The sequence below is a fragment of the Marinobacter sp. Hex_13 genome (assembly GCF_001566815.1).
GTDB lineage: Bacteria > Pseudomonadota > Gammaproteobacteria > Pseudomonadales > Oleiphilaceae > Marinobacter > Marinobacter salarius.
This window is the reverse complement of the sequence record NZ_LSMM01000023.1, coordinates 1-23,976: the sequence shown is the minus strand read 5'-3', so window position 1 is coordinate 23,976 and position 23,976 is coordinate 1. Positions and strand designations below refer to the sequence as shown.

The following is a 23,976-nucleotide window of genomic DNA, read 5'->3' as shown; positions in this document are numbered from 1 at the left end:
AGTTTGTTCGATTGTTGACCTACATTGCTGTCATAGGGAGAAGTGCATGCACATCATTGTTGTTGGTGCCGGCGTGGTTGGCGTAACCACGGCGTACGAGCTGCAAAGCCGGGGCCATCAGGTAACCGTGCTGGAACGTCACAGCGCGGCTGGGAATGAAACCAGCAAAGGTAATGCCGCCCAGCGCTCCTACGGGGTGGTCTATCCATGGGCAGACCCATCCATGGTGTTGAAGGCCATCCCCTGGTTATTCAAGAAGGACGGCCCGCTGAAAATGTCGGTGCCGCCATCCATGGAAACCTTGCGGTTTATGTTCGCAACGCTGCGCTACGCCTGGTCGCCTGGCCTGTTTGGCCTGAACAAGCGGGCCATGATGCGCCTTGGCATTCATAGCCGTGAACGCTTCCTGGCCCTTGAAAAGGAGCTTGATCTGCCGTTCGACGGCGGCCACCAGGGCCTGCTTCACCTCGCCAGCACCCCGGAAACCCTGGAAAACTACCGCGAAACCCAACGGTTGCTCGACGAACTGGGTATCCCCTCCCGATTGCTCACTCCCGAAAAGGTTCGCGAAGCAGAGCCCGGCATGATCGGGGATGGCCCGCTCTACGGCGCCCTTAGCTATGACACAGATGGCACCGGTGATTGTCATCTGTTCTCCCGTGAACTGGCCAAGGCCTGCGAAACGAAGGGTGTGCAGTTCCGCTACAACACGGAAACCGAACATTTGGTGGCTGATGATCGGCGGGTAACGGGGGTGACCATCCGCAAGGACGATGGCACATCGGAAACCCTTGAGGCAGACGCTGTGGTTGTCAGTGCCGGTTGCTGGTCGGGGCATCTTACCCGTCCCCTGGGGCTTGAGTTGCCGATCTACCCGGTGAAGGGCTACAGCTTTACGGTGCCCTTGAAAGACCCTGGCCGCGCGCCGGTGTCGACCATCCACGATGACAACTACAAAGTGGTCTCGACCCGTCTGGGCGAGAGGCTACGCGCCTCCGGCTTTGTGGAATTGGACGACTTCAACCGCGACATTCCGGAAGCCCGGCTGGCGACCATTCGAAAGTCCGTGGAATCCCGTTTTCCCGGTTGCGCCGATCTGGAGGCCGCCGAGACCTGGACCGGTTTTCGCCCCATGACTCCGGACGGTCCTGCCATCATCGGTCGAGGCCCCCGGGAGAACCTGTTCCTCAACACCGGGCACGGCACCTTTGGCTGGACCCTGTCGGCGGGCAGCGCTTCGGTGATTTCCCAGGTGATTGATGGGGAGGCGCCGTCGGTGTGCCTGGATGCTTTTCGGCCTGGGCGATTTTCCGAGTGACGTTACCTTCGGCGGCGAGTTCACATCACCGCGCTGACGCTTTTTATCGGCGCTGGCAGCGCTTGAACGATTGGCTGGCGCAGCATCGTGAGTTCTGGCAACCGACGCCATTCGCTGACCCGAGCCCGGCCTGGACGAAGACCTGGCCGGCATTGGCGGACCGGGTTGCCCGGCTCTCTGACAGCGACTGTGTGCAATGGGACGATGATCCTGTTGCGCTGGCTGAATGGGTGGCCGGGGCGTTGCCCTCTTTCCGGGAGTTCGGTGAGCTGACCGGCATTCAGCCACTTGCCGTCGAATTAGCCGATCAGAACACCTTGCCTGAAGTCCGGGCAACGGATATGCCTGGCCGTAAGCGGCTTCAGGCCGGCGCTTTTGCAAGCGCTATCCAACCCTTGAAGCACAACGTACTGGACTGGTGTTGCGGCAAGGGCCACCTGGCCAGAACCCTGGCACCCCTGTGCGGGGGTGACGTAACCGGGTTTGAATGGAACGCGACCCTGGTGGACGATGGCAACCTCCTGGCCGGAAAGTTCGGGGATGCGGTTACCCTGCAGTGCCAGGATGTCATGGCCGAGAACCTGACGATGCCGCCCGACGCTCACGGTGTTGCCCTTCACGCTTGTGGTGACCTTCATCGCAGGCTGATGCGTAAGGTGGCTGGCGAGGGCCTGCCAAGGGTGAGCGTTTCACCTTGCTGCTACCACCTGACGGAAGCGTTGGACTACCAGCCTCTTTCCAGGCGCGTCCGGGCTTCAAAAAATGGCTTGGAGCTGACCCGCAACGAGCTGCGACTGGCCGTCAGGGAAACCGTGACCGCACCGAAGCGTGTGCGTGAGCAAACCCGCAGGATCAGTCGTTGGCGTCTCGGGTTCGATGGTCTTCAACGGCAGCTTCGCGGCGTGGATGCCTACCTGCCGGTGCCGTCGCACCCGACGCGGCTGACGAACGGCGATTTTGCCACCTTCTGTCGCTGGGCAGCCGGCAATAGGGGGCTGGAACTACCCGGGGACACAGACTTTGGTGTCTGGGAACGTTATGGCGAGCGGCGACGGCAGGAAGTGAGCCGCCACGAGCTGGTGCGCCACCTGTTCCGGCGGCCACTGGAGCTTTGGGTGGTGCTGGATTATTCAATGTTTCTTGAGGAACAGGGGTATGACGTTCGGCTGGGGACCTTCTGCGAGCGCCAGCTGACGCCCCGCAATCTGCTGATCGACGCCGAAAAAAGGTCTGTGGACTGCTAAATGGCTCAGGGCTTTCGGTACACTACATTTTCCACGCAGCCGTCCCGAAAATACACGTAGGTCAGTTCATAAAGGGCGCCATAGTATTTCGTCTGGTATACCCAGGTTTCCTGGGGTGTGGGGTAGGTTTCTGGAGGTCGGCCAAAGGCTTCTAGAACATGCTCTTTGGTCATGCCTTTCACCACCTGTTCCCGCACCAGATAGCGCCGCAGGTCGGTGGAGTTAATAAAACGGCAGGTGTCATCACTGGTCGACTCCTGTGTGCTTTTTTCCGGTTCTTCCACTGTTTCATCACGCTTGGGTGACGGCGGGAGGTTCTGGCCAAAATTGCCGCCAATCCGGTTGTCACGGATGGTGATTTCCTCGGAGTCTTCCCCGCAGGGCTGGTCCGAAAAGCGAGTATCACCACCGGCATCGCACCGGTAAACCTGGGGCCACGCAGCAGCGGGTATACCCCATGTGAGAATAAAGACGAACAACATTCGCTTCACGGCATTCTCTCGCGAGCATGAAATTAAGGGCGCCTGCCCGCCAATAAAAAAGGCGCCCGAAGGCGCCTTTTCGTTGAGCTGATCTTCACAGGATGTCTGTACAGGATCAACGTCGACGCTTAACGGCGAACCTGAATACGAGCCTCAACCCGACGGTTCTCCGCGCGGCCAGCAGCGGTCTCGTTACTGGCAACCGGCTCGGACTCACCGTAACCAACGGCATTCACACGGTCCTCACTGATGCCCAGGGCATCGGTCAGCCGGGTGGCAACTGCCTCGGCACGGCGCTGGGACAGGAAGCGGTTGTATTCCGCCTCGCCAATGCTGTCACTGTGACCGGCGATTTCCACGTTGGTTTCCGGATACTCGAGCATGAAATTGGCGACGCGGCGAATTTCATTGTCGAAGGCATTGCCGATCACCGAACTGTTGGTCGGGAACTGTACGTTCAGCTCGATGGTTTCGACGGTTTCTGTCACGCCTTCACAACCCATGGCATCCACGTCTGCGCCTGCAGTCGTGCCGGGGCACTGGTCCGCGCTGTTCACCACGCCATCGTTGTCGCTGTCCAGCTCACAACCACGGCTGTTGACGCTGGCGCCCGCCGGTGTGTTGGGGCACTGGTCCATGCTGTTGGCGACGCCGTCACCGTCGTTGTCACGCTCACAGCCATTGCTGTCAACGTTCACACCTGCAGGTGTTCCGGCGCACTGATCGCGGTTGTCCGGCACGCCATCGTTGTCGCTGTCTGCGGCTTTGCGTGGTGAGGGCTTTGAGTCCGCGACGGTGCGAGAGAAGGCAAAGCTCAGGCCAAGGGTTGCCTGGGTATCGAAGGTGCTTTCGTCAATGCCATGGAACTCGCGCAGGTCCGCGCGAATGGAAACGCTATCACTGACGTTGTAACGGAAGCCCGCTCCGACGTTGACGCGGGTTTCGTCGTGATTGGAACCGGCTGTCTGGTAGCTCAGCACATCGTCGCCGAAGTCCGCGTGGCCGGCACCGGCCGAGACATACGGATTCCAGGCTTCATCCTGGCCGGCAAAGTAATAGAGGCCGTCCAGTCGATATTCTTCAAAGTCGCTACTGCCATCGACGTACTTACGATCGGCATCCGCCTTGGAATAGACGCCTTCCACGGCCCAGTTGGGGTGGAAGCGAAATTCCGCGCCAATGCCCAGGGTGCCGGTTTCACTGAGGTCGCGCTTGTCGTCAAACAGCTGGAAGCCGGCAAACGGGTTCAGGTAAATGGTTTGCTCGCGTTCGGCGAGTGCGGGGGTCGCAAGGGATGTCGTCAGGGCCGCAATGGCCAGTGGGCGCATGATATTCATGCAGAACCTCCTGTTCAATTATCGTTGTAAAAAGTACTCATGTCGTACTTTCGCATAAAGCATTGCTGCAGCGTACTTACGTGAAATTTAAGTCAGGGGATTCAAAAAAACAAAAAAAGAGGGCCAGTGTTACGTCCGCAATTGTACTCAGGCCCTTGATGACATGGCGGTAAAATACAGGTGGGCACTTTTCTTGCTGAAATTCAGGGTGTCACCGTTGTCGAAAGCGACTTCGAAGGACCGTTCGTCCTCCCCCGTCACTGAGCCCGGCCCGAAGATGGCATGGCTGAGACGGTTTCTTGCCCAGAGCGGTGTCGTCTCCTCGGCTGTTGCTTCCGTATTTGTCTGCAATGTGACGCCTTGAAGGTGCGCATAGCGAAGACCGGTCGACGTCAGTGGTACGGTGGCTGTCAGCGCGTCAGCGCTGTCGCAGGAACGCCCGTCCAGCCACTGGCCAAACTCTTGGGACAGTGGAAAGCACAACTCATCGACAAACCGGCTTGGGCCCTGGTCGCCGTCAAGGTGTCTTTTTTCTCCGAATGGCCGGGTGATCAGGTGTAGCTGCTCCCGGGTTCGGGTCATGGCCACATAGAGCAGACGGCGTTCACTTTCCAGGAAGGCCTTGGGGTCGTCCTGGGCTCGGGGGCTGTAGGGCAGGTACTTCTCCTGCAGTCCCGGCAGTATAACGGTCGACCATTCCAGGCCCTTGGTGCGGTGGATGGTGGAGAGCAAGGCGCCGCCATGGCGATTTTCACCCGCCTGTTTTTTCAGAGCCTTGAGGTGTTCCAGCGCGCCGTCAATGCTGACATCGAGTCCCGAGAGGTACAGCCGGAAGCCCCGGATGGTCTCGATGCGTTCGTCCGCGGTTTCATGGGTCAGTGCCAGGCTGCGAATGCCCTCGTAGAGTTCGGTTTCCTCCGCATAGCGGGATATCAGATCTGCCACTGAGCCTTTGAAGCGCTCCAGCTGTGCCAGTGTTTCCCCCAGCTTGCGGAGCTTTTTGGCCGCCATGGGGGCCAGTGCGTCAAAGTCCATGGCCAGCAGCCGCTCGTGCCAGCCCTCGCCGAACCCAGCCAGAAAGCGTGCCAGCTGTTCGAGCTCGGGCTCCTTGAGGCCCACATGGGGGAAGCGCAGCAATTGCCGGGCAATATCAAGCCGATCTTCATCAGGCAGATTGCGAATCCGGCCCGACACCACCATCAACAGGCTGGTGATGGCCTGAACCTCGCGACTGAACAGGGCTCCCTTCCCGGCGTCGATGCGGTAGGGCACTTGTCGCGCGAGCAATTTCAATTCGATAGGAACACTCTGGCTCCACACCCTGAACAGGATCGCCGTGTTGGCAAGTGCTTCGTCGTCCATGGGTTGCAGTAGTTTCAGGACGAGATCACTGTCGTTTTCCTGCTGGTGCAGGGTGATGCCGGTCTCAGGTGTGGTTGGATGGGAATGGCAGAGCACATCCTTGCGACCGGTGTTGTGACAGATCAGGTGATTGGCCAGCAGAGCCACCTGATGGCCATACCGAAAGGTATAGCTCAGGGTCTGCTCCAGTGGGCTTTCAAACTCTTCGCTGAAACGCCTGAGTATAAAATCGGGTCTGGCGCCCCGGAACTCGTAAATCGTCTGATCCGGATCGCCCACGACAGTCACCCGTGCCCGGTCACCGGCCACGTATCTGAGCAGTAGATGCTGGATTTCGTTGGTGTCCTGATACTCATCCACCAGTACCAGGTCCATTTTGTTGCCGACCAGGCGCTGTAAGGGCGGGTTCTGGTGAATGGCCATCACCGGTTCGTAGAGCATGTCGGCGTAGCTGATGCGGCTCTGGGATTTGCGCCACTGTTCAAAGCTGTGGAACAGGTCGATCAGGTAGCGGTGTTTGTCGGAATAGCCGAGTTCCTCAAAGACGATGTCCACCGGGGACAGGGTGGTTTTCACCAGGTCGATGAAGTTAACGGCGGTTTCGACAAAGTCTTTCTTGTTGCGGCGGATCTCGTCGGCTAGGTCCTCAGGCGCCAATCGCCGCGTAAGCTGCCAGGCCTGATAGCTGATTTCCTGGTCGGTGAGGATCTTGTCTGAAAATCCCGGAAGGAAGCCTTCCCGCACGAACCGTTTGTAAAGCCGTAGCCCCATGGCGTGGTAGGTGCGAATTTCAGGTGTCGCCAGGCCCAAGTTACGTGTTACGTCCTGAAGTTTGTGCTCGAAGTCCACCCGCGCAGCGCGGTTGAACATCAACACCAGCATACGGTTCGGATCATGCCCCTGTTCCAGCAGATAGCGGATGCGCCAGGCCAGAGTGGACGTTTTTCCACTGCCCGCCACGGCGGTGATTACCGCATGTTCAAAACCTGCGGTGATGATGGCCCTTTGCTCATCAGTGAGGTAATCGGGCAGATTGGAGGTTTCAGGTATTTGGGGTGGGGGCGACATGCTGTGTATTGTACCCGGCGACTGGTAGTGCTGATACTGGTGCCGCATAATCCTGATAACTTTTGCTTTTCTGCTCGTCGGGATTGACCGCATATTGGGTGCAGGAGGGTTTGGGGGTTCTCTTCCAAAACACGCTCAAGCACATCCATGTGGCGCTTGGGCTCCGCCATCCATGGCTCCGCACAGTTTTGGAAGAGAACCCCCAAACCCTCCCTCTGAATTAGGAGAATGATGTTATGGCTACAACTGCAGAACCGGTGAACGTGCTGGGTGAGAAGTTGGAAATTTGTGGTACAGATCCGGAAACCGGGTTTTATCGGGATGGGTGTTGCAACACTGGCCCGGATGACCTGGGGGCCCACGTTGTCTGTGCAGTCGTCACAGATGATTTTCTGGAATATTCAAGTGCTCAGGGTAACGATCTGAGTACACCAAGACCTGAATTTGGTTTCCCCGGTTTGAAAGAAGGGGATTCCTGGTGCCTGTGTGCATCCCGCTGGCAGGAGGCGTTTGAGGCCGATAGTGCGCCGCGTGTGAAGTTGCGTGCGACGCATCGTTCAGCGTTGAAGTATTCAAAGCTGGAAGATCTTAAACGTCACTCCGTGGATTTGAGCTGAGTGGATGGCGGATCAAATCGGGCCTGATCTGGCCGGGTGGCAGGAGCTGCAAGCCGGGTTGCGGGCTGCCGGACATCGGCGGTTGGTGGTTCTGGAAGGTGAGCGGGCAGCTGCTCTTACGTGGCTGCGTGAACTTCTTCCAGTATTGTCGATAGCGCCAGGCGTCTGGACCGGGCCGGTTGAGGATCAGCCCGAATCCTCGCTGACTTCGATCAAACCGGTCGAGGGACGTCGCTGGCTGGGGCAGGAACTGGCTTGCGTGGTCTGGGATGGCTGGCGGGGGAATCCACCAGACGGTTTTGCGGCGTTGTCGGGAACCCTTGCGGCCGGTGGTCTGTTTTTCTGGCTGATGCCGAAGCTGGGAGACTGGGGCAGTTTCGACGATCCGGATTACCGGCGTACCGGGTTGGACGGAGCCGGTCAGCATCCGTTTGCGGCTCGTCTGGCCGGCACTGTGGCCGGTGACTCTAATACTATTCGTGTCACCCCGTCTGTAGACCCTCGGCCGCCATTGCCAATGGTTGAACCACCCCGCGATGCCTTCCGGGTAGGCGCCACCGATGACCAGCGTGCGCTTGTGGAAGAGGTTGTTCGAACGGGGCTGGGGCGGCGTCGGCGACCGTTGGTGGCGACGGCGGATCGGGGGCGGGGTAAGTCTGCGGCACTGGGCCTGTCGGCGGTTCGTCTTCTGAATGAAGGGCGGCGGCGCGTGGTTGTGACGTCGCCCGGGCCGGATGCGGTGAAAACATTGTTTCACCACGCCCGCTTGGCCAGCGGGCAGGCCTCTGATCCTGACATGGGCACGGGCGATGTTGCGGTGGGCGATCAGGGGCGGCTGGAGTTCTGGCCCCTGGACCGGCTGCTTGCTGAAAAGCCGGAGGCGGAAGTGATCATGGTGGATGAAGCCGCCGCCGTACCGGCAGACCTGCTCAAGCGGATACTGCTGGGTTGGCCCAGGGTGATTTACGCTTCCACGGTGCACGGTTATGAAGGTTCCGGTAGAGGCTTTGCCATCCGTTTTCGCTCGGTGCTGGATGCCGAAACGCCTCACTGGCGCAACACATCGCTTACGGCGCCCATACGATGGTCTGCCTCTGACCCCCTGGAGCCGTTGACGCGTCGGATGTTTTTGCTGGATGCCCAGGCACCACCCGTCAGTGATGACGAAGTGAATATCGCCGTTGAACGCTGGAACCCGGGTACCGCAGAAGACAATGAATTGGAGGAGGCCTTCGGTTTGCTGGTGGATGCCCACTACCGGACCTCACCCGGTGACTTGCGCCAGTGGATGGACGATCCGGCCGCGGTGAGTTGGCGTCTGACCCGGGGTGGTGTTCTGGTCGGCGTGCTATGGGCGACGGTGGAAGGGGGGCTGGACAGCGAGCTTGCAGAGCAGGTCATGTTGGGCAAGCGCCGCTTGCGGGGGCATCTCTTGCCCCAGTCCCTGGCGACCCACAGTGGATTTGCCAAAGCAGCCTGCCAGAGTCTGTTGCGCATCGTGCGGATTGCCGTGAGTGCCGAGGTTCGCGGTGAGGGGCTGGGGCAGACACTGGTGGCGGCTGCAAATGATTATGCGTGCAAGCAGGGGCTGGACGGTATCGGTACCAGTTTCGGCGGTAACGCCGGGTTGTTGTCGTTCTGGCAGCGGTGCGGGTTGGAGCCGGTTCGGCTCGGGCTGAAGCGCGAAGCCAGCAGCGGCGAGTATCCCCTGCAGTTGCTTGCCGGGGTGTCTGCGCAAGGTAAGGCGCTGACAGATCATTTGCGTGGCAGGTTGACGGAGCACTGGCTCACCCTCGTGCCGCGCAACTGGATAGACGCAGAGCCGGAGCTGATTCTGCGGATAACCTGCGGCCTTCCCGCTGACAGACCGCTCAATGAGAATGATTTCAGGGACCTGCACAGTTTTGCCCATGGCTATCGGGGCTTCGATCTGGCCTTGCCGGTACTGAGACGGCTGTCATTGCAAGCAGGCGTTGTCAACGGGATGGCTGACGAACGTTCGCGCTCCCTCTGGGCCAGGGCGGTGCTACAGGGTTGGTCGTGGCCCGAGTTGCAGGCGAACGGTGAATGCGTGGGCCGGGAGGCAGGCGAAGCGGAATTGCGCTCTCTGGTGGGCGATATTTTGCAGAACCGGCCGGACTTGTGAACCGCTCGCTTTCATTGCCGCCGCCGACTGACCAGAATATCCGCAAAAATAAATCAACAGAGACTGAATCACCATGGCCCAGGGAACCGGCACCATCCTCGTGAGATTTCTGGCGGTCCTGGTCGCAAGCGCGCTGATGACAGCGTGCGCGACGAGCACAGATCCATCCAACCTCGAACAGCGTCGCGCGTCGGTGGCGGATACGCCCTTGATGGCGGCGGTAAGCAACGGAAACCTGGAACGGACCAAGTCGCTTGCAGCCTCTGGCCTGTCTTTGAACACACTGACCGAAGCCGGCACACCGCTTTCGGCGGCGGTCAGGGCGGGCGAGGACCGAATTGTCTGGTTCCTGCTCAGCGAAGGTGCAGCGCCGGACCTGGCCACGGCGAGTGGTGTCACGCCACTGATGATCGCCTCAGGGCATGGCCATCGGCGGATCGTGCAGCTGTTGTTGTCGGCCGGCGCCAGCGTAAATGCAGCGGACGGCGAGGGTACAACGCCGGTGATCCGTGCCGCCCGCAACGGTCATCTTTCCGTAGTGAAAGTGCTGTTGGCCGCCGGGGCGAACGTCAATGTGAATCAGGGCGGCCTTTCGCTGCTGATGCACATTGTTGAGGGCGGGGATTTACTGACCGCCGAGATGCTGCTGGCGGCGGGTGCAGACGTCAACTATCGCGGTAGCGATGGGCGAACGGCGCTGGATCTGGCGCGTGCCAGCAACAACCGGGATATCGAGATGTTGCTGATTCAGGCCGGCGCCGAGCTATGAACGCGGGCTTGCCGCCCGTTCAGCGCAGTGCCATGGGGTCGTTACTGTCGTTCAGTTCCGGCTCGAAGTGTTCTTCAACGACAGCGTCAGGCACGTCCCTGACAGTCGGGAATGACCAGACGGGCTTGTGATCCTTGTCGATCAGCCTGGCTCTGATACCCTCCCGCAAATCTGGCCGCTGGGTGCAGCGGGCGGCCATGGTGTATTCCATCCGGAAGACGTCCTTCAGTGACATTTGCTGTGCCTTCTTTAGCTGGGTCCAGACCAGCCAGGCGGTAACCGGGCAGCCGCCGCGCAGGTTTTTCACACAGCCTTGCCACCAGTCGCTGTCGATCTCCGCCGCCATGAGATTTTCAACAATGGCCGGGAGTTCATCGCCTGCGCTGAGCCTGGCGATGTCCTGCTCATGGCGCGCCAGTTCACTGGCTGGCAGTGCCCGGTAGTCCGGATGCTCAAGTTGCTTGACGAGCCGGAACAGGCGGTTGTCATCAGCCGCTGATTCACCGGTCCAGCGCTCCTCCTGCAACCGCTCGATCAATGATTCCACCTGATCTGGCAGGATGGCCATATCGGCCAGGCCAACCCTCAACGCGTCAGAGACGTTCAGCCGGGCTCCGGTCAGCCCCATGAACAGACCGATGCGGCCTGGCAGCCGATTGAGGAACCAGCTTGCACCAACATCGGGAAACAGGCCGATGGTGATCTCCGGCATGGCCAATGTGACATCGGGCGTTACCAAGCGGTAGCGGCAAGCGGAGAAAATGCCAAGCCCCCCGCCCATCACCACGCCGTGGCCAATGGCGATCACCGGTTTGGGGAAGCAGTGAATGGTATAGTCCAGGCGATACTCGCTGGCAAAGAACTCGGCCGGTGCGTCCGGATCTTCGTCGCCGGACAGGGCGCCATAAAGTTCGCGGATATTACCGCCCGCGCAGAACGCACGTTCACCAGCGCCGCGGAAAATAACCAGGCTGATGTGGTCAGCGTCGGCCCACTGATCCAGTACGGCCTGGGTTTCATGGATCATCGACGCGGACAGGGCGTTCAGAGTGGCCGGTGAATTCAGGGTGATCAGGCCGATGTTGCCTTCCCTGCACGCGATTTCCTGAACCTGAATGGGCATGTCGACTTCTCCGCATCGAATGGGGTGATTATTGATCCATCACATTTGAGCTTTGTTCTTGCTGTGCTATAAATTCGTGCAACTTGCGCACCGGCAGGATCCTGTCGGGCTATAAAACGATGAGAGGGTAAAACCAATGAGACTGAAATACCACACCCTGGCCGCCGTGTTCGTGTTGGGGGCTGCCGCTCCCGCCGTTACCATCGCCGCTGGTGATGCTGAGGCCGGTAAAGCCAAGGCCGCCGTGTGCGCAGCCTGCCATGGCAAGAATGGCATCGCGGCCATTCCGGGTTACCCCAACCTGGCAGGACAGAACGAACAATACCTCGTGTCTTCGCTCAAGGCGTACAAGAACAAGCAGCGCAACGGTGGCCAGGCCGCCATCATGCAGGGCCAGGCGGCGGGCCTCAGCGATGAGGACATTGCCAACCTGGCCGCCTATTACGCCAGCCTACCGGCGGATGGTGGGGAATAATCCCCATCATCGTCAGGGTGTGGCGGGCGTTGCTTCGCTGATAATCCGGTAACTGGGTTCGTAAGCACCGGAACCGGGCAGTTTCATCCGGTCCTGGGCGACGAACTCTTTCAGCATCGCTTCCAGGGGTGCCAGTAGTTCCGGGTCCCCGGAAATTTCAAATGGCCCCTTGGCTTGCACGTGGCGTATGCCGCTTTCCTTGACGTTGCCGGCGACGATGCCACTGAACGCCTTGCGCAGATTCGCGGCAATCAGGTGAACCGGCTGGTCACGGTGTAGCGCCAGCGCCCGCATGCTTTTATGGGTGGGCTCGAACGGCATCTGGAATACCGGGTCGATCTTCAGCATCCAGTTGAAATAGTAGGCGTCCTGCATGGCCCGGCGGAAGGTTTCCACGTCCTTCATGCCCTGTTTCATGGTGCGGGCAACTTTGTCCGGGTCGTCGATGATGATTTCGTACTTGCTGGCGGCTTCATCGCCCAGCGCGTTGCGAATGAACTGGTCGATCATCTCGAAGTATTCCGCGTTTTCCTGCTGGCCGGTAAAGACGACCGGGAAGGGCAGGTCGGCGTTGTCCGGGTGCAGCAGGATGCCGAGCAGATAGAGTATTTCCTCGGCGGTACCCACACCACCGGGGAACACAATCACGCCGTGGCCTGTCCGAACGAAGGCTTCGAGGCGTTTCTCGATATCCGGCATGATCACCAGTTCATTGACGATCGGGTTTGGCGCTTCGGCACCGATGATGCCCGGTTCCGTCAGGCCAATGTAACGGCCGTTCTTCACCCGCTGTTTGGCATGGCCAATGGTGGCGCCTTTCATCGGGCCTTTCATGGCGCCGGGGCCGCAACCGGTGCAAATGCTCAATCCTCGCAAACCAAGCTGGTGGCCCACTTCCTTGCTGTACTGATATTCGCGCTCGTTGATGGAGTGGCCACCCCAGCACACCACCAGGTCCGGATGACGCCCTGCCTGTAGTACACGGGCGTTACGGAGGATGTGAAAAATCAGGTTGGTGATGCCTTCGGGGTCGTCCCGGCGAAGACCGACCGCGGACTGGGGGATTGAGTAGGAATAGATAATATCCCGCAATACCGAAAACAGGTGTTCGCGGATGGCGCGCAGCATTTGCCCGTCCACGAAGGCGTGGGCGGGTGCATTGACCAGCTCCAGTTTCAGACCCCGTGGCTGTGGCACCAGGCGAACGTCAAAATCCGCATGGGCTTCCATCAGGGTTTTACAGTCGTCGGTTTCAACACCGGTATTGAGCACGGCCAGGGCGCATTGCCGGAAAAGCCGATACAGCCCCCCTTCGCTTCGGTCCTTGAGCCGGTTGACTTCAAAGTTGGAGAGGATTTCCAGGCTGCCTTCTGGAGATACCAGGGCATTGATGGTGGATTCGGTCATGAACGCAAAAGCTCCTGAATGTTCTGCGGGCCCCTGGCGTCAGGGCGATGCCTTTTTATATGAGTATAGCGAGTATCGGGAATGCCTGATTTTGAGGCAAACGGCGAAACCGTTACACTAAGCGCTTTACTGTAATTACGCTACCCGACAGACGTCCGATTTATGAAACTCCTTATACGCCCCGCCGCCGAAGTGGCCATCAAGAGCAAACCCGTTCGCCGGCAACAGATGCGGCACCTGCGGCAGAATATTCGCAAACTGCTGGCACGCCTGGACGACGATATCCACGTTGAGGGTTCCTGGGACAGGGTTGATGTGGCCATCCCGGATGGGCGCGGCCTTGCGGGCCCGGTGATTGATGAGTTGGGCCGTATTCCGGGCATTTCGACCATCCAGGAGATAGGTGTATTTCCCTGGATAAGTATGGACGACGTGGCGGAGCAGGCAGTAGCAGCCTACGCAGACCGTATCCGCGGAAAAACCTTTGCGGTTCGGGTTCGCCGCCACGGTAATCACGGGTTTCGCTCGATTGATTTGGAGCGCTTTGTCGGCTCCGCCCTGTTTGAGGCTTCCGAGCCCGAGGGCGTAAACCTTCGCAACCCGGATATTGAAGTGCGTATTGAGGTCCATGAGGATCACTATCACATTGCGCATCGCAAACATCGTGGTGCCGGCGGCTACCCATTGGGCGCGGTGGAAACGGTGATGACATTGGTGTCCGGTGGTTATGACTCCTCGGTGGCGGCCTACCTGATGATGCGTCGGGGGCTTCGCTCCCACTTCCTGTTTTTCAGCCTGGGCGGTCCCGCCCATGAAATTGGCGTGCGCCAGGTGGTGCATTACCTGTGGGATCGTTACGGCGCTTCCCATGGTGCCAAGTTCATTTCCGTACCCTTTGAAGGCGTGGTCGCTGAAATCATGCGTTCAGTCAACCAGCGACATTGGGGGGTGGTGCTCAAGCGCCAGATGCTGAAAGCTGCCTCAGACATTGCAGCCGCCAATAACGCCGCGGGGCTGGTGACCGGTGATGCCGTGGCGCAGGTGTCCAGCCAGACCCTGTCAAACCTCAACGTGGTGGACCGGGCCAGTAACGAGGTGGTACTGCGGCCGCTGATTTCCATGGACAAGGAAACCATTATCAACATCGCCCGGGACATCGGTACTGAGCCATTTGCTCGTACCATGCCGGAGTACTGCGGTGTGATTTCCCGTAAGCCGGCCACCCGCGCCAAGCTGCATCGGGTGGAGGAAGATGAAGCCGCTATGGACACCCGGGTTTTGGAGCAGGCCATCGCCAGCCGTCAGGACACGCCGGTCAACCGCCTTCTGGAAACCACCCGGACGCCAGAAGAGGTTGAGCTTGTACATACACCGGCTGTGAACGATGTGATTATTGACGTGCGCCACCCGTCAGAAGGGGAGCAGTCACCCCTGCAGCTCACCAGCAATCAGGTGGTGGAGATACCGTTCTACGAACTGAATGAGCGAATCCAATCGATGCCGGACGACAAGCAGTACCTGCTGTACTGTGACCGCGGCACCATGAGCCGCATGCATGCCTGCCACCTGAAAGCCGAGGGCCACACCAATATCAAGGTGTATGCCCCGGCGAACTGAGGTGGTTACCCTTCCAGCCCCTTGAAGAACTGCTGCACGTTGGCACTCAGGGCTTCCAGGTCATAGCCGCCTTCCTGCACAACCAGTGTGGGAAGACCGGTGCGACGGATGTCGGAACCGAGGCGACAGAAGCCTTCCGAAGACACTGATACCTTGGCCTGGGGGTCGTTGTGGTAGATGTCGAATCCCAGGGTAAGTATCAGCACGTCTGGCTGGAACAGTCGAATGGCGGCCAGTGCCTCATCCAGTTTGGCGAAGAAATCTTCCTCCGAGGAGCCGTGGGGCATCGGTAGGTTGATGTTGTAGCCAAGTCCCTCGCCTTCACCGCGCTCGTCCTCATAGCCACTGACCACCGGGTAGAAATTGGTGGGGTCGCCATGAATCGAGACATAGAGAACATCGCTGCGGTCATAGAAGATTTCCTGGATGCCCTGGCCGTGGTGCATGTCGGTGTCCAGTATGGCGATCCTGGGATAACGGGGTTTCAAATGTTCTGCGGCAATCGCGGCATTGTTGAGGTAGCAGAAGCCGCCGGCGGCGTCCTTTCGGGCGTGGTGGCCCGGTGGGCGACACACCGCATAGGCATGGCGCTCGCCGGCAACCAGGGCGTCAGCGGCGCCGAGCGCTGTCTGGGCCGACCAGTAGGCGGCATCCCAGGTGTTGGCTCCGATGGGGCAGCTGCCATCGGCCTGGTAGCGTGCAGCTTCCGCCAGGATGCCTTTGAGGGCGTTTGGTGATCGGACGAAGATGTTGGAAATCACTTCGTCACCCCAGTCTTCCATCTTTGCCCAGCGCCGGTGGGCAGACTCCAAAAAGCGCAGATAGCCCAGATCGTGGACCTTTGAAATTGCACCGGCACCCTGGTCTGCCGGCTGCAACACCGGAATGCCCATGGCCTTCAGGCCTTCCAGCATTTGAGCGGTGCGATCAGGAACTTCCTGGGGCTGACGCATCTGGCCGCGGGTGAAGTAGGTCTTGGGAAGATGTTGGTCCTGCGCGGGATGAAAAAACGCCTTCATGTTCCTGCCTCCTGATAATGACATGGTTCGAGTATAGGCCCCCGCCGGCGCTGGTCAAAACACCATGGTCTGACTTTACAGTGGCGGTTTCTGCATCCACTATGAGAGACATATCACACTGACGCAAACCCCAATTTATACAATCCGAGAACATTGTGAAAAGGAGCCGAGATGATCGAGTCACCACTGCTTCCCAAGCTGACTGGCTACATCGGCGGTCGCTGGTCTGAATCGCCGGACGGTAACACCTTCGATGTCTATAACCCGGCCACGGGTGAGGTGGTTGCCAGTGTGGCATCGATGTCCGAAAGTGAAGTGTACAAGGCCGTTGAAGCGGGCAAGTCTGCGCTTCGTTTAACCAGTCCCTATTCCATCGAAACCCGTCGCAAGTGGCTGGAAGATATTCGTGATGCACTCAGGGCCAATAAAGAGGAAGTGGGCCGCATTCTGTGCATGGAGCACGGCAAGCCGTTGAAGGAAGCTCAGGGTGAGGTCGATTACGCCGCCGGGTTCTTCGATTACTGCTCCAAACACATTCAGGCGCTGGACGCCCATACCATTCCCGAAAAGCCGAAAGACTGTACCTGGACAGTGCACTACCGCCCGGTTGGTGTTACCGGCCTGATCACGCCCTGGAACTTTCCCATTGGCATGATCGCCAAGAAGTTGTCTGCCGCCCTGGCGGCCGGGTGCCCGTCGGTGATCAAGCCGGCCAGTGAGACGCCGCTGACGATGATTGCGCTGTTCGCGCTGATGGACAAACACGTCGACCTGCCAGACGGCATGGTCAACCTGGTTATGGGCAAGGCCAGTGTGATCGGCAAGGTGCTTTGCGAAAGCCCCGACGTGCCCATGCTCAGCTTCACCGGCTCTACCGAAGTGGGCCGCAAGCTGATACTGGATACGGCAGATCAGGTGAAGAAGCTGGCCCTGGAGTTGGGTGGTAATGCACCGTTTATTGTCTTTGACGATGCGGACCTGGATGCCGCTGCTGATAACCTGATCGCCAACAAGTTCCGGGGCGGCGGCCAGACCTGTGTCTGCGCCAACCGGATTTTCGTTCACGAGAAAGTGGTGGATGAATTCGGTCAGAAACTTGCCGACCGGGTCAATCGCATGACCGTGGGTAATGGTTTGACGGAAGACGTTGACCTCGGCCCGCTGATCAACAAAGCCGGGTTTGATAAGGTGAAGCGCCACGTGGAAGACGCCCTTGAGCGGGGTGGTGAACTGGTGGCAGGCAAAATGCCGGCAGACCTTGGGGATGGCCACCTGTTCTTCCCGCCGACGGTCATTTCCGGGGTGACCCGGGACATGTGCTGCTCCCGCGAGGAAACCTTCGGGCCGCTGGTGCCCATGGCCACTTTCCGCACTGAGGACGAGGTTATCGATGCCGGTAACGACACCGAATTTGGCCTGGCGTCATACGTGTTCACGGCCGACGCGGAGCGCGCCCAGCGGGTGGCCGCCGGGCTGCGTTTTGGTCATTGCGGCTGGAACACCGGTACCGGACCCACGCCGGAAGCGCCGTTCGGGGGCATGAAGGCGTCCGGCACTGGTCGCGAAGGCGGCCTGGAAGGACTGTTCGAATTCGTCGAGGCCCAGACCGTTCCGCGCGGGTTTTAAGGTTCCGGCGTCAACAGGACCTTAACGGAATCATCCACCAGGGTGGAATCGAGGTAACCGATACTGCCCAGGGTGGATGACACCACACTCTTCATGCTGTTCGCCGAGGATACCTCCCTCGGCGGATGGCCCTTTCCGGTCAGAACCTGCCGCGACCAGAACGACTTCAGCCAGGCGTCATTGCGCTCGGTGATCAGGTCATTGAACTCATCCCGCATGCTGTTGCCCGCTGGAAGCTGGAACGCGACCACGCGCTGGCCGTCAGGCATTCGTGAGCTGCGGTTCAGGTAGATGTCCTTCACCTGCTGCACGGTGATGGAATCCGGGCCACCGTGGTGGCCGATGATCACCAATTCCGCCCGCGAGACACTGCTCAACAGGCACAACGCAATGAGCAATGCAGGCACGGATACGCGTCGAATCGCCATGGTGTCCCTCCTGATCAAAATGCGGCATCAAGCCGGACGGTGTATACGTCGGTGCTGTCGAATCGACCGCCGGGATTGCCGGCCAGAGCATCCAGTTGGTTGCCAATCAGGCCCCCAGTGGTTTTGCCAAAGCCCCGGGCGTGGGTCCAGTCCACCTTCATGGCAACCGAGGTGGTCATGTCCCAGCGGAAGCCCAGACTGTAGGCCTGGCGACGTACGTCCAGCACCTCCAGTGGCGTGCCGTCGCGCTCGTAGTTGTCCTGGCTTTCGACCCAGGAAGCCGTTACATAGGGCGTGACTTCCTTTACCCGGTAGCCAAGCGTGATGTAGGCGGAGTCGGTGTCCTGGTAAAATCCGTTCACCTCAACCCGTGTCAGTTCCGACATCAGCAGCCAGCTACCATCATCGTAGGACAGGCCCAATCCCATGAACTCGGTTTTTTCTTCGTCACCAAGCGGTGGTGTTCCGCCGATGGTGGCTTCTGCATGGGCGTAAACGCCACGGAAGGTCCAGAGGTAATTGGTCCAGTTGGCGGTCAGGCCGGTTATGTTGCGTAGTTCCACATTGACGGTCTGGCCAAGGGAGGCGGCATCATCGTCAAGGTGTCCTGCAAAGGCGCGTGTCTGAATGGATGAGCCAGAGAGGTTGATGGTATAGGCCGCATCGGCGCCCAGATAGCTGCGAACCGGCACCGGGTCGTAGACTGCTTCGGGTGGGCGCGCCCAGGGCTGACCATAGCCAATCTCCAGGGTCTCGGATTCCATAAACAGCGGCAGGCGCATTTTACCGGCCCGAAATTCGGAACCATTGCTGAATTGGTGTCGCAGGTAGCCCCATTCCAGTTCCGTGTCCCAGTCTTCGCTACCACGGGACACCAGTTGCAAAACGGCATCGGTATTGCGGCCGAGGGCAAACGTGCTTTGCAGGCCGAACAGGCTCAGAGTTTCCAGATCGGATTTTTCCGTGGCTTCATCGTAACCGGCATCGTTGTTGGCGCGGGTATAACCGGTGCTGAAAAAGCCGTTAAGGCGAACCTTTTCCAGGCTGGATTCGGTCATCTGCTTTTGCATGGAATCCAGCCGTTGCTCCAACTGGTCAATCCGGTCGCTATCATCAGCCATGGCCGGTAACGACAGGGTCGCGGTCAGTGCGAGGGCGGTAAAGGCAAAACGGGGGGTAAAACGGGTAGTGCTTGGGTATACGGAGTACATCGTACATCATCTCCTTTGATGTCTGGTCGCTAGATGCGGGCGCCTTCCTGGCTTCAGGGGACTTATGTCTTGCCCCTGCAATTTGTCTGGTGCGGGAAAACGGTGGCCAGCAGAGGAACAGAAAGTTCTTCCGGGCAACCCGCGGTGGCGAGTATACCCAAGTTGACGCCAGTTTCATAAAAAGTGTTCACATTTTCTGTATCGGTACCTTACATGTGTGCGGTAAACCCAACACACCCGCGTCCGGCAAACCCTCCTTTCTCCTGTTATAATTCTGCACCTGTTCATTTAACCAGTAGCGACCGGATCTCTATGGATGTCTCCCACATTATCGACGCCCTGAACGACGCCCAACGTGAGGCTGTAGCGGCCCAGAATGATCATTTGCTGGTGCTGGCAGGTGCGGGCAGTGGCAAAACCCGGGTGCTGGTGCACAGGATTGCCTGGCTCATGCAGGTGGACAAGGTGCCGCCGACGGGCATACTCGCGGTGACCTTCACCAACAAAGCGGCGAAGGAAATGCGCTACCGCATTGAGCAGATGATGAATATTCCGGCTCGGGGCCTCTGGTTTGGCACCTTTCACGGCATTGCCCACCGGTTGCTCCGGGCCCATTACCAGGACGCCGGCCTGCCAGAGAACTTCCAGGTGCTGGACAGCGACGACCAGCTGCGGCTGATCAAGCGCGTGATGCGTGAGCTGCAGATTGATGAAAGCCGCTGGCCGCCGAAGCAGGCCCAGTGGTTTATCAACGGCCAGAAAGACGAAGGGTTACGGGCGGAACACATCCAGGAAAATCCGGGCGATCATTTCACGGCCACAATGTTGACGGTTTACCGCCAGTACGAAAAGCTCTGCAACCTAAGCGGCTTGGTGGATTTTGGCGAGCTGTTGCTACGCTCCCACGAACTCTGGCTGTACCGTCCGGAACTACTGAGCCATTATCAGAGCCGTTTCCAGCAGATCCTGGTGGACGAATTTCAGGACACCAATACCATCCAGTACGCCTGGCTGCAGATTCTGGCCGGGAACCGGGTGCCGCTAACGGTGGTGGGCGACGACGACCAGTCCATCTACGGCTGGCGAGGCGCGAAAATCGAAAACATCCAGCAGTACCAGCGGGACTTTCCCAACGCCCGGATGGTGCGATTGGAACAGAATTACCGCTCCACGCAACTGATCCTGAAAGCCGCCAACGCGGTGATTGCCAACAACCAGGGCCGGTTGGGCAAGGAACTCTGGACCGACGGCCCGGATGGCGAGCCCATCAGTTTGTATGCGGCCTTCAACGAGCAGGACGAAGCCAACTACATCGCCGACACCATTGGTAGCTGGGTCAACGAGGGTAACCTGCGCAGCGAGTCGGCCATTCTCTACCGTTCCAACGCCCAGTCGCGGGTGCTGGAAGAATCCCTGATCCGTCAGGGTATTCCTTATCGAGTCTACGGGGGCCTGCGGTTCTACGACCGCCAGGAAATCCGCAACGCCATCGCCTACCTGCGACTGGTACATTATCGTCGGGATGATGCAGCCTTCGAGCGCGTGGTGAACATTCCCGCCCGCGGTATCGGGGCCAAGAGCCTGGCGGACATGCGCGCGTTCGCCACTGAACGCAGTATCTCCTTGTGGGAGTCTGCCGAGCGTTTGCTGGAAGCCGGCCAGGTCAAGGGCCGCGCCAAAACCGGTCTGCAATCCTTCATGGGCATCATCGAACGCCTGACGGAGATGGTGGACGATGCATCATTGCATGGTCTGATGAAGACAACCCTGGAGCTGAGTGGTCTCAAGGATTACCACGCCAGCGAAAAGGGTGAGAAGGGGCAGGCGCGGGTGGAGAACCTGGAAGAACTGGTGAATGCCCTGTCGGATTATGAGGTGGAAGAGGGCGTTGATCCGCTGTCGGAATTCATCGCCCAGGCAGCGCTGGACGCCGGCGAGGCTCAGGCGGAAGCGAATGAGGACTGCGTGCAGCTTATGACCCTTCATTCCGCCAAGGGCCTGGAGTTTCCGCTGGTATTCCTGGCCGGTGTGGAGGAAGGCCTGTTTCCCCACAGTATGTCGTTGGAAGAACCGGGGCGGATGGAAGAAGAGCGGCGCCTGGCCTATGTGGGCATTACCCGGGCCATGCAAAAGCTGGTGCTTACTTACGCCGAATCCCGCCGCTTGTACGGCCAGGAAAAATTCCACGCGTTGTCGCGGTTTGTCCGTGAGATTCCCGGTGACTGCATTCAGGAAGTGCGGCTGCGGAATACCGTCAGCCGGCCAGCAATGATGGCCCGGCCCAATGAGGGCCTGTTCAGCCAGGAACCTGACGTTGGTACGGGGTTCAGCCTGGGCCAGCGGGTACGCCATCCAAAGTTCGGCGAGGGCATTGTGATGAACAGCGAGGGCAGTGGTCACCATACGCGGGTGCAGGTGAACTTTGATGAGGGGGCCAAGTGGTTGGTTTTGGCCTATGCGCCGTTGGAGGCCTGCTGAGATCAGGAGCCAGCGTTGTTTGACAAAGCTGATAGTTCGGGAGTCGGCCCAAGAGCCAAACAAGATTTTGCCGGACAAATTGCCGGACAAATTGCCGGTCACTTGGCCGGCCAGGAAAACAGCAAATATGACCAGATGAAGCTGAGTTCCAAAAACTGGAAATGATGTAAATGTCTATTTATACTGGCTAAAAGGTAGGAATATTGCCATCAGCGGGAACTCTGTGCCGCTGCTTTAAACCGGTCATAATACCGGACAAATACCCAGACAAATTGCCGGTCAGAAACTCAGAATCACTACACGAATTAAGGTATCAGATGACTTCCTGGATGAGTGCCGCGCCTTTTGCGCCAAACGAGAAATCCTGTACGGAAGAGGGGCTTCTCGATCTGGCCAGCATCCTGAACAGGAAGGCCGCTCAGATCGCCGGCCAGCTTGAGCCGGAGACAGCGGATACGTTGCGCCGGCACATGGCTGTCATCAACTCGTACTACAGCAACCTGATTGAAGGCAATCGAACCCTTCCTCACCAGATCCGCGAGGCCCAGCGGGGAAATTTTGAGGACGATCCGGTTGCTCGGGACAAACAGATTGAGTCTCTTGCCCACATCGACGTACAAGCTTGGATAGCTTCTGAGGATCGGAGTCTGGAAGAAGTTATTTCCGTGGACTTCATCAAAGAGCTGCATCGCCGATTTTACAGGGACTTGCCTAGCGATCTTAAAAAGGTCGAGCTGGATGAAACGGGGGAGGTCGCCTGGGTTGAAGGTGGAAAGTTCAGGGATCGAGGGGTAAAGGTTGGTCGGCACATACCGCCTGACGCCGAACACCTGGAACAGCTAATGACGCAGTTCTGCAACGAATATAAAAGCGTCAGACACCAAGGTGATCGACGTCTGATCGCAATCGCAGCTGCACACCACCGATTCCTCTGGATCCACCCATTCCTGGATGGCAATGGCCGAGTTGTTCGTCTTTGGACGGATGCGGCATTCCGGGCGGCTGGACTGGAAAGCGTGGGCGTCTGGTGTTTGAGCCGTGGGCTTGCGATTTACTCCGAGAAGTACAAAAGCAACTTGGCTCAAGCTGACGCCGTCCAGCAGGGCCAAACCGATGGCAGAGGCCCGCTCAGTGAGCTTGGTCTGGCCCGGTTCTGTCGTTTCGTTTTGGACACCTCCGTTGACCAAGTCAGCTACATTTCAGAGCTTCTGAACCTGAAATCGATGAAACGTCGAATCGAAGATTTCGTGGCGAGCAGGGATGACCTGAAACCTGCTTCTACATGGGTTCTGTATCAGGCGTTCATTCAGGGATCGATCTCAAGGTACGATGCCCTGACATTAACTGGGGAGCGTGATGAGCGGACTGCCCGGCGACTGCTTAAAAAGCTTCGCGATCTAGGCTTGCTGGTCGATGCAGACCCAAAGGATAGTCGCTCGCCACTTCTTTGGTCTGTTCCGGAACATGCTGAGCCAGTCTATTTCCCAAAACTCTCACCCCAGTAGTTGGTTCCCGCTTCAACGTCGAAAAGCATCGAAAGGCAAATGTTCGCTTTTGTTTATGTGCCCGGAGTATGCCTTGGTCGCAAATCGGACATTCAGCCTCTTTATTTAAGAGTGTTCGTATGACCACAAAACGGACCTTTTACAACGCGTTGATGTCGGCCTTTATCTTTGACTCAACACGCTATCACGCCCGATTTTCCAGTTTTGAACGGAGCGAAATTCCGGGATTGGGTAATCCTGACGTTGCTTGAAGAATGAGAGATCCCACTTGGAACGGCACTGGTGAGTGTGCGCGTTGAATTGTAAGAACTGAGTCCAGAAAGACTTGGAATATTGGTCGGTCTCTCCGCAAATACCATCTCGGCAATAGAGCCAGATGCCGATTCAGTAAGCATAAGAACTCTCAATCGGATTTTGATTGTGTTCGGAATGACTGTCACTATCAGCCCTGTCAAAGATTGATTTAAAAATCATTTTTCTCTGTATAGTGTCACATTAAATGGGCACAGCTTGCAGGGTGAACCGCCGACAAGTCGGGAAATTGAGAAGGATAGCAATGATGCTCGTCAAAAAGATCATACATCCCTTCAAATTATTCCAGGCATGGTTTACCAACTCTAGAACGTGCTGTGCTTCACATTTGCATATTCCGGCCCATCGTGACCGCCCATTCCGTTTGAACGTGACCGCCTGTTCCGGGTGATCGTGACCGCTCATTCCGTTTTATCGTGACCGATTTTGGAC

At 58.5% G+C, this 23,976-nt stretch carries 19 protein-coding genes; 11 read left to right on the top strand and 8 right to left on the bottom strand.

What is annotated here, in order from left to right; translation table 11 throughout:
* The first annotated feature begins 46 nt into the window (after positions 1–46).
* Positions 47–1,318 carry a D-amino acid dehydrogenase gene (locus AXW11_RS05000; protein WP_091644192.1) on the top strand — a complete coding sequence of 424 codons (1,272 nt, stop codon included), beginning with the start codon at positions 47–49 and terminating at the stop codon, positions 1,316–1,318.
* On the top strand, positions 1,315–2,562 hold the full coding sequence (locus tag AXW11_RS04995; RefSeq protein ID WP_091644194.1) for a methyltransferase: 1,248 nt from the start codon (positions 1,315–1,317) through the stop codon (positions 2,560–2,562). The genes AXW11_RS05000 and AXW11_RS04995 overlap by 4 nt, the downstream gene beginning before the upstream one ends.
* 5 nt (positions 2,563–2,567) lie before the next feature.
* Here AXW11_RS04995 and AXW11_RS04990 read toward each other — a convergent pair whose 3' ends face one another.
* From AXW11_RS04990 to AXW11_RS04980, 3 genes are all read right to left on the bottom strand, one after another.
* The gene (locus AXW11_RS04990; RefSeq protein ID WP_228301340.1) at positions 2,568–3,044 is read right to left on the bottom strand and encodes a DUF4124 domain-containing protein; all 477 of its coding nucleotides are present in this window, start codon (positions 3,042–3,044) and stop codon (positions 2,568–2,570) included.
* A gap of 128 nt (positions 3,045–3,172) precedes the next feature.
* Positions 3,173–4,381: an OmpA family protein gene (locus AXW11_RS04985; protein WP_085678611.1), complete on the bottom strand. Its 1,209-nt coding sequence runs from the start codon at positions 4,379–4,381 to the stop codon at positions 3,173–3,175.
* Between the two features lie 147 nt (positions 4,382–4,528).
* The gene (locus tag AXW11_RS04980; protein ID WP_091644197.1) at positions 4,529–6,859 is read right to left on the bottom strand and encodes an ATP-dependent helicase; all 2,331 of its coding nucleotides are present in this window, start codon (positions 6,857–6,859) and stop codon (positions 4,529–4,531) included.
* A gap of 188 nt (positions 6,860–7,047) precedes the next feature.
* On the opposite strand from AXW11_RS04980, the gene AXW11_RS04975 reads away from it, so the two are divergent.
* The 3 genes from AXW11_RS04975 to AXW11_RS04965 all read left to right on the top strand — a co-directional run bounded on the left by AXW11_RS04975 (position 7,048) and on the right by AXW11_RS04965 (position 10,343).
* On the top strand, positions 7,048–7,428 hold the full coding sequence (locus AXW11_RS04975) for a DUF2237 family protein (RefSeq protein WP_041336370.1): 381 nt from the start codon (positions 7,048–7,050) through the stop codon (positions 7,426–7,428).
* A gap of 4 nt (positions 7,429–7,432) precedes the next feature.
* Positions 7,433–9,574 carry a tRNA(Met) cytidine acetyltransferase TmcA gene (locus AXW11_RS04970; RefSeq protein WP_091644200.1) on the top strand — a complete coding sequence of 714 codons (2,142 nt, stop codon included), beginning with the start codon at positions 7,433–7,435 and terminating at the stop codon, positions 9,572–9,574.
* Positions 9,575–9,647: 73 nt separating this feature from the next.
* Entirely contained in the window at positions 9,648–10,343 is a 696-nt protein-coding gene (locus AXW11_RS04965; RefSeq protein WP_177190658.1) for an ankyrin repeat domain-containing protein, read from the top strand.
* A gap of 19 nt (positions 10,344–10,362) precedes the next feature.
* Here AXW11_RS04965 and AXW11_RS04960 read toward each other — a convergent pair whose 3' ends face one another.
* The gene (locus AXW11_RS04960; RefSeq protein WP_091644203.1) at positions 10,363–11,466 is read right to left on the bottom strand and encodes an enoyl-CoA hydratase/isomerase family protein; all 1,104 of its coding nucleotides are present in this window, start codon (positions 11,464–11,466) and stop codon (positions 10,363–10,365) included.
* Positions 11,467–11,602: 136 nt separating this feature from the next.
* Here AXW11_RS04960 and AXW11_RS04955 point away from each other — a divergent pair, with 136 nt between their 5' ends.
* Positions 11,603–11,941, top strand: a complete 339-nt coding sequence (locus tag AXW11_RS04955; protein ID WP_036211090.1) for a c-type cytochrome — start codon at positions 11,603–11,605, stop codon at positions 11,939–11,941.
* 12 nt (positions 11,942–11,953) lie between these two features.
* Here the strand turns inward: AXW11_RS04955 and ppnN are convergent, their stop codons facing one another.
* On the bottom strand, positions 11,954–13,348 hold the full coding sequence (ppnN, locus tag AXW11_RS04950) for a nucleotide 5'-monophosphate nucleosidase PpnN (RefSeq protein ID WP_091644206.1): 1,395 nt from the start codon (positions 13,346–13,348) through the stop codon (positions 11,954–11,956).
* Between the two features lie 162 nt (positions 13,349–13,510).
* On the opposite strand from ppnN, the gene thiI reads away from it, so the two are divergent.
* Positions 13,511–14,965, top strand: coding sequence for a tRNA uracil 4-sulfurtransferase ThiI (thiI, locus tag AXW11_RS04945; protein ID WP_075195640.1), 1,455 nt, complete (start codon positions 13,511–13,513; stop codon positions 14,963–14,965).
* Positions 14,966–14,970: 5 nt separating this feature from the next.
* Here the strand turns inward: thiI and AXW11_RS04940 are convergent, their stop codons facing one another.
* Positions 14,971–15,984 (bottom strand): histone deacetylase family protein, encoded by a 1,014-nt coding sequence (locus tag AXW11_RS04940; RefSeq protein WP_036211081.1) that lies wholly within the window; start codon positions 15,982–15,984, stop codon positions 14,971–14,973.
* Positions 15,985–16,155: 171 nt separating this feature from the next.
* On the opposite strand from AXW11_RS04940, the gene AXW11_RS04935 reads away from it, so the two are divergent.
* Entirely contained in the window at positions 16,156–17,610 is a 1,455-nt protein-coding gene (locus AXW11_RS04935) for an NAD-dependent succinate-semialdehyde dehydrogenase (RefSeq protein WP_036211077.1), read from the top strand.
* On the opposite strand, the gene AXW11_RS04930 is transcribed toward AXW11_RS04935, so the two are convergent.
* Both AXW11_RS04930 and AXW11_RS04925 read right to left on the bottom strand, forming a co-directional pair.
* Complete coding sequence (locus AXW11_RS04930; protein WP_081899327.1) at positions 17,607–18,038, bottom strand: phosphate ABC transporter substrate-binding protein; 432 nt, start codon at positions 18,036–18,038, stop codon at positions 17,607–17,609. The genes AXW11_RS04935 and AXW11_RS04930 overlap by 4 nt on opposite strands.
* Before the next feature lie 14 nt (positions 18,039–18,052).
* The gene (locus tag AXW11_RS04925; protein WP_228301536.1) at positions 18,053–19,249 is read right to left on the bottom strand and encodes a hypothetical protein; all 1,197 of its coding nucleotides are present in this window, start codon (positions 19,247–19,249) and stop codon (positions 18,053–18,055) included.
* Positions 19,250–19,561: 312 nt separating this feature from the next.
* Between AXW11_RS04925 and uvrD the strand changes: the two genes are divergently transcribed.
* Genes uvrD through AXW11_RS04910 form a run of 3 tightly spaced genes read left to right on the top strand, consistent with a single transcriptional unit; the run spans position 19,562 to position 23,232 of the window.
* Complete coding sequence (uvrD, locus tag AXW11_RS04920) at positions 19,562–21,727, top strand: DNA helicase II (protein WP_091644210.1); 2,166 nt, start codon at positions 19,562–19,564, stop codon at positions 21,725–21,727.
* A gap of 15 nt (positions 21,728–21,742) precedes the next feature.
* Positions 21,743–21,892 carry a hypothetical protein gene (locus AXW11_RS04915; RefSeq protein WP_177190659.1) on the top strand — a complete coding sequence of 50 codons (150 nt, stop codon included), beginning with the start codon at positions 21,743–21,745 and terminating at the stop codon, positions 21,890–21,892.
* A gap of 38 nt (positions 21,893–21,930) precedes the next feature.
* A complete protein-coding gene (locus AXW11_RS04910) occupies positions 21,931–23,232 on the top strand; it encodes a Fic family protein (protein ID WP_228301537.1) in 1,302 nt (433 codons plus the stop codon).
* The last annotated feature ends 744 nt before the right edge of the window (positions 23,233–23,976 follow it).

Bases quoted from the DNA above. Each gene is read 5' to 3' on its own strand.
- AXW11_RS04970 (WP_091644200.1), top strand. From the start codon at position 7,433: ATGGCGGATCAAATCGGGCCTGATCTGGCCGGGTGGCAGGAGCTGCAA.
- uvrD (WP_091644210.1), top strand. From the start codon at position 19,562: ATGGATGTCTCCCACATTATCGACGCCCTGAACGACGCCCAACGTGAG.
- AXW11_RS04940 (WP_036211081.1), bottom strand. From the start codon at position 15,984: ATGAAGGCGTTTTTTCATCCCGCGCAGGACCAACATCTTCCCAAGACC.
- AXW11_RS04930 (WP_081899327.1), bottom strand. From the start codon at position 18,038: ATGGCGATTCGACGCGTATCCGTGCCTGCATTGCTCATTGCGTTGTGC.
- AXW11_RS04960 (WP_091644203.1), bottom strand. From the start codon at position 11,466: ATGCCCATTCAGGTTCAGGAAATCGCGTGCAGGGAAGGCAACATCGGC.
- AXW11_RS04955 (WP_036211090.1), top strand. From the start codon at position 11,603: ATGAGACTGAAATACCACACCCTGGCCGCCGTGTTCGTGTTGGGGGCT.
- AXW11_RS04935 (WP_036211077.1), top strand. From the start codon at position 16,156: ATGATCGAGTCACCACTGCTTCCCAAGCTGACTGGCTACATCGGCGGT.
- AXW11_RS04925 (WP_228301536.1), bottom strand. From the start codon at position 19,249: ATGTACTCCGTATACCCAAGCACTACCCGTTTTACCCCCCGTTTTGCC.
- thiI (WP_075195640.1), top strand. From the start codon at position 13,511: ATGAAACTCCTTATACGCCCCGCCGCCGAAGTGGCCATCAAGAGCAAA.
- AXW11_RS04975 (WP_041336370.1), top strand. From the start codon at position 7,048: ATGGCTACAACTGCAGAACCGGTGAACGTGCTGGGTGAGAAGTTGGAA.
- AXW11_RS04990 (WP_228301340.1), bottom strand. From the start codon at position 3,044: ATGTTGTTCGTCTTTATTCTCACATGGGGTATACCCGCTGCTGCGTGG.
- AXW11_RS04985 (WP_085678611.1), bottom strand. From the start codon at position 4,381: ATGAATATCATGCGCCCACTGGCCATTGCGGCCCTGACGACATCCCTT.
- AXW11_RS05000 (WP_091644192.1), top strand. From the start codon at position 47: ATGCACATCATTGTTGTTGGTGCCGGCGTGGTTGGCGTAACCACGGCG.
- AXW11_RS04980 (WP_091644197.1), bottom strand. From the start codon at position 6,859: ATGCGGCACCAGTATCAGCACTACCAGTCGCCGGGTACAATACACAGC.
- AXW11_RS04965 (WP_177190658.1), top strand. From the start codon at position 9,648: ATGGCCCAGGGAACCGGCACCATCCTCGTGAGATTTCTGGCGGTCCTG.
- ppnN (WP_091644206.1), bottom strand. From the start codon at position 13,348: ATGACCGAATCCACCATCAATGCCCTGGTATCTCCAGAAGGCAGCCTG.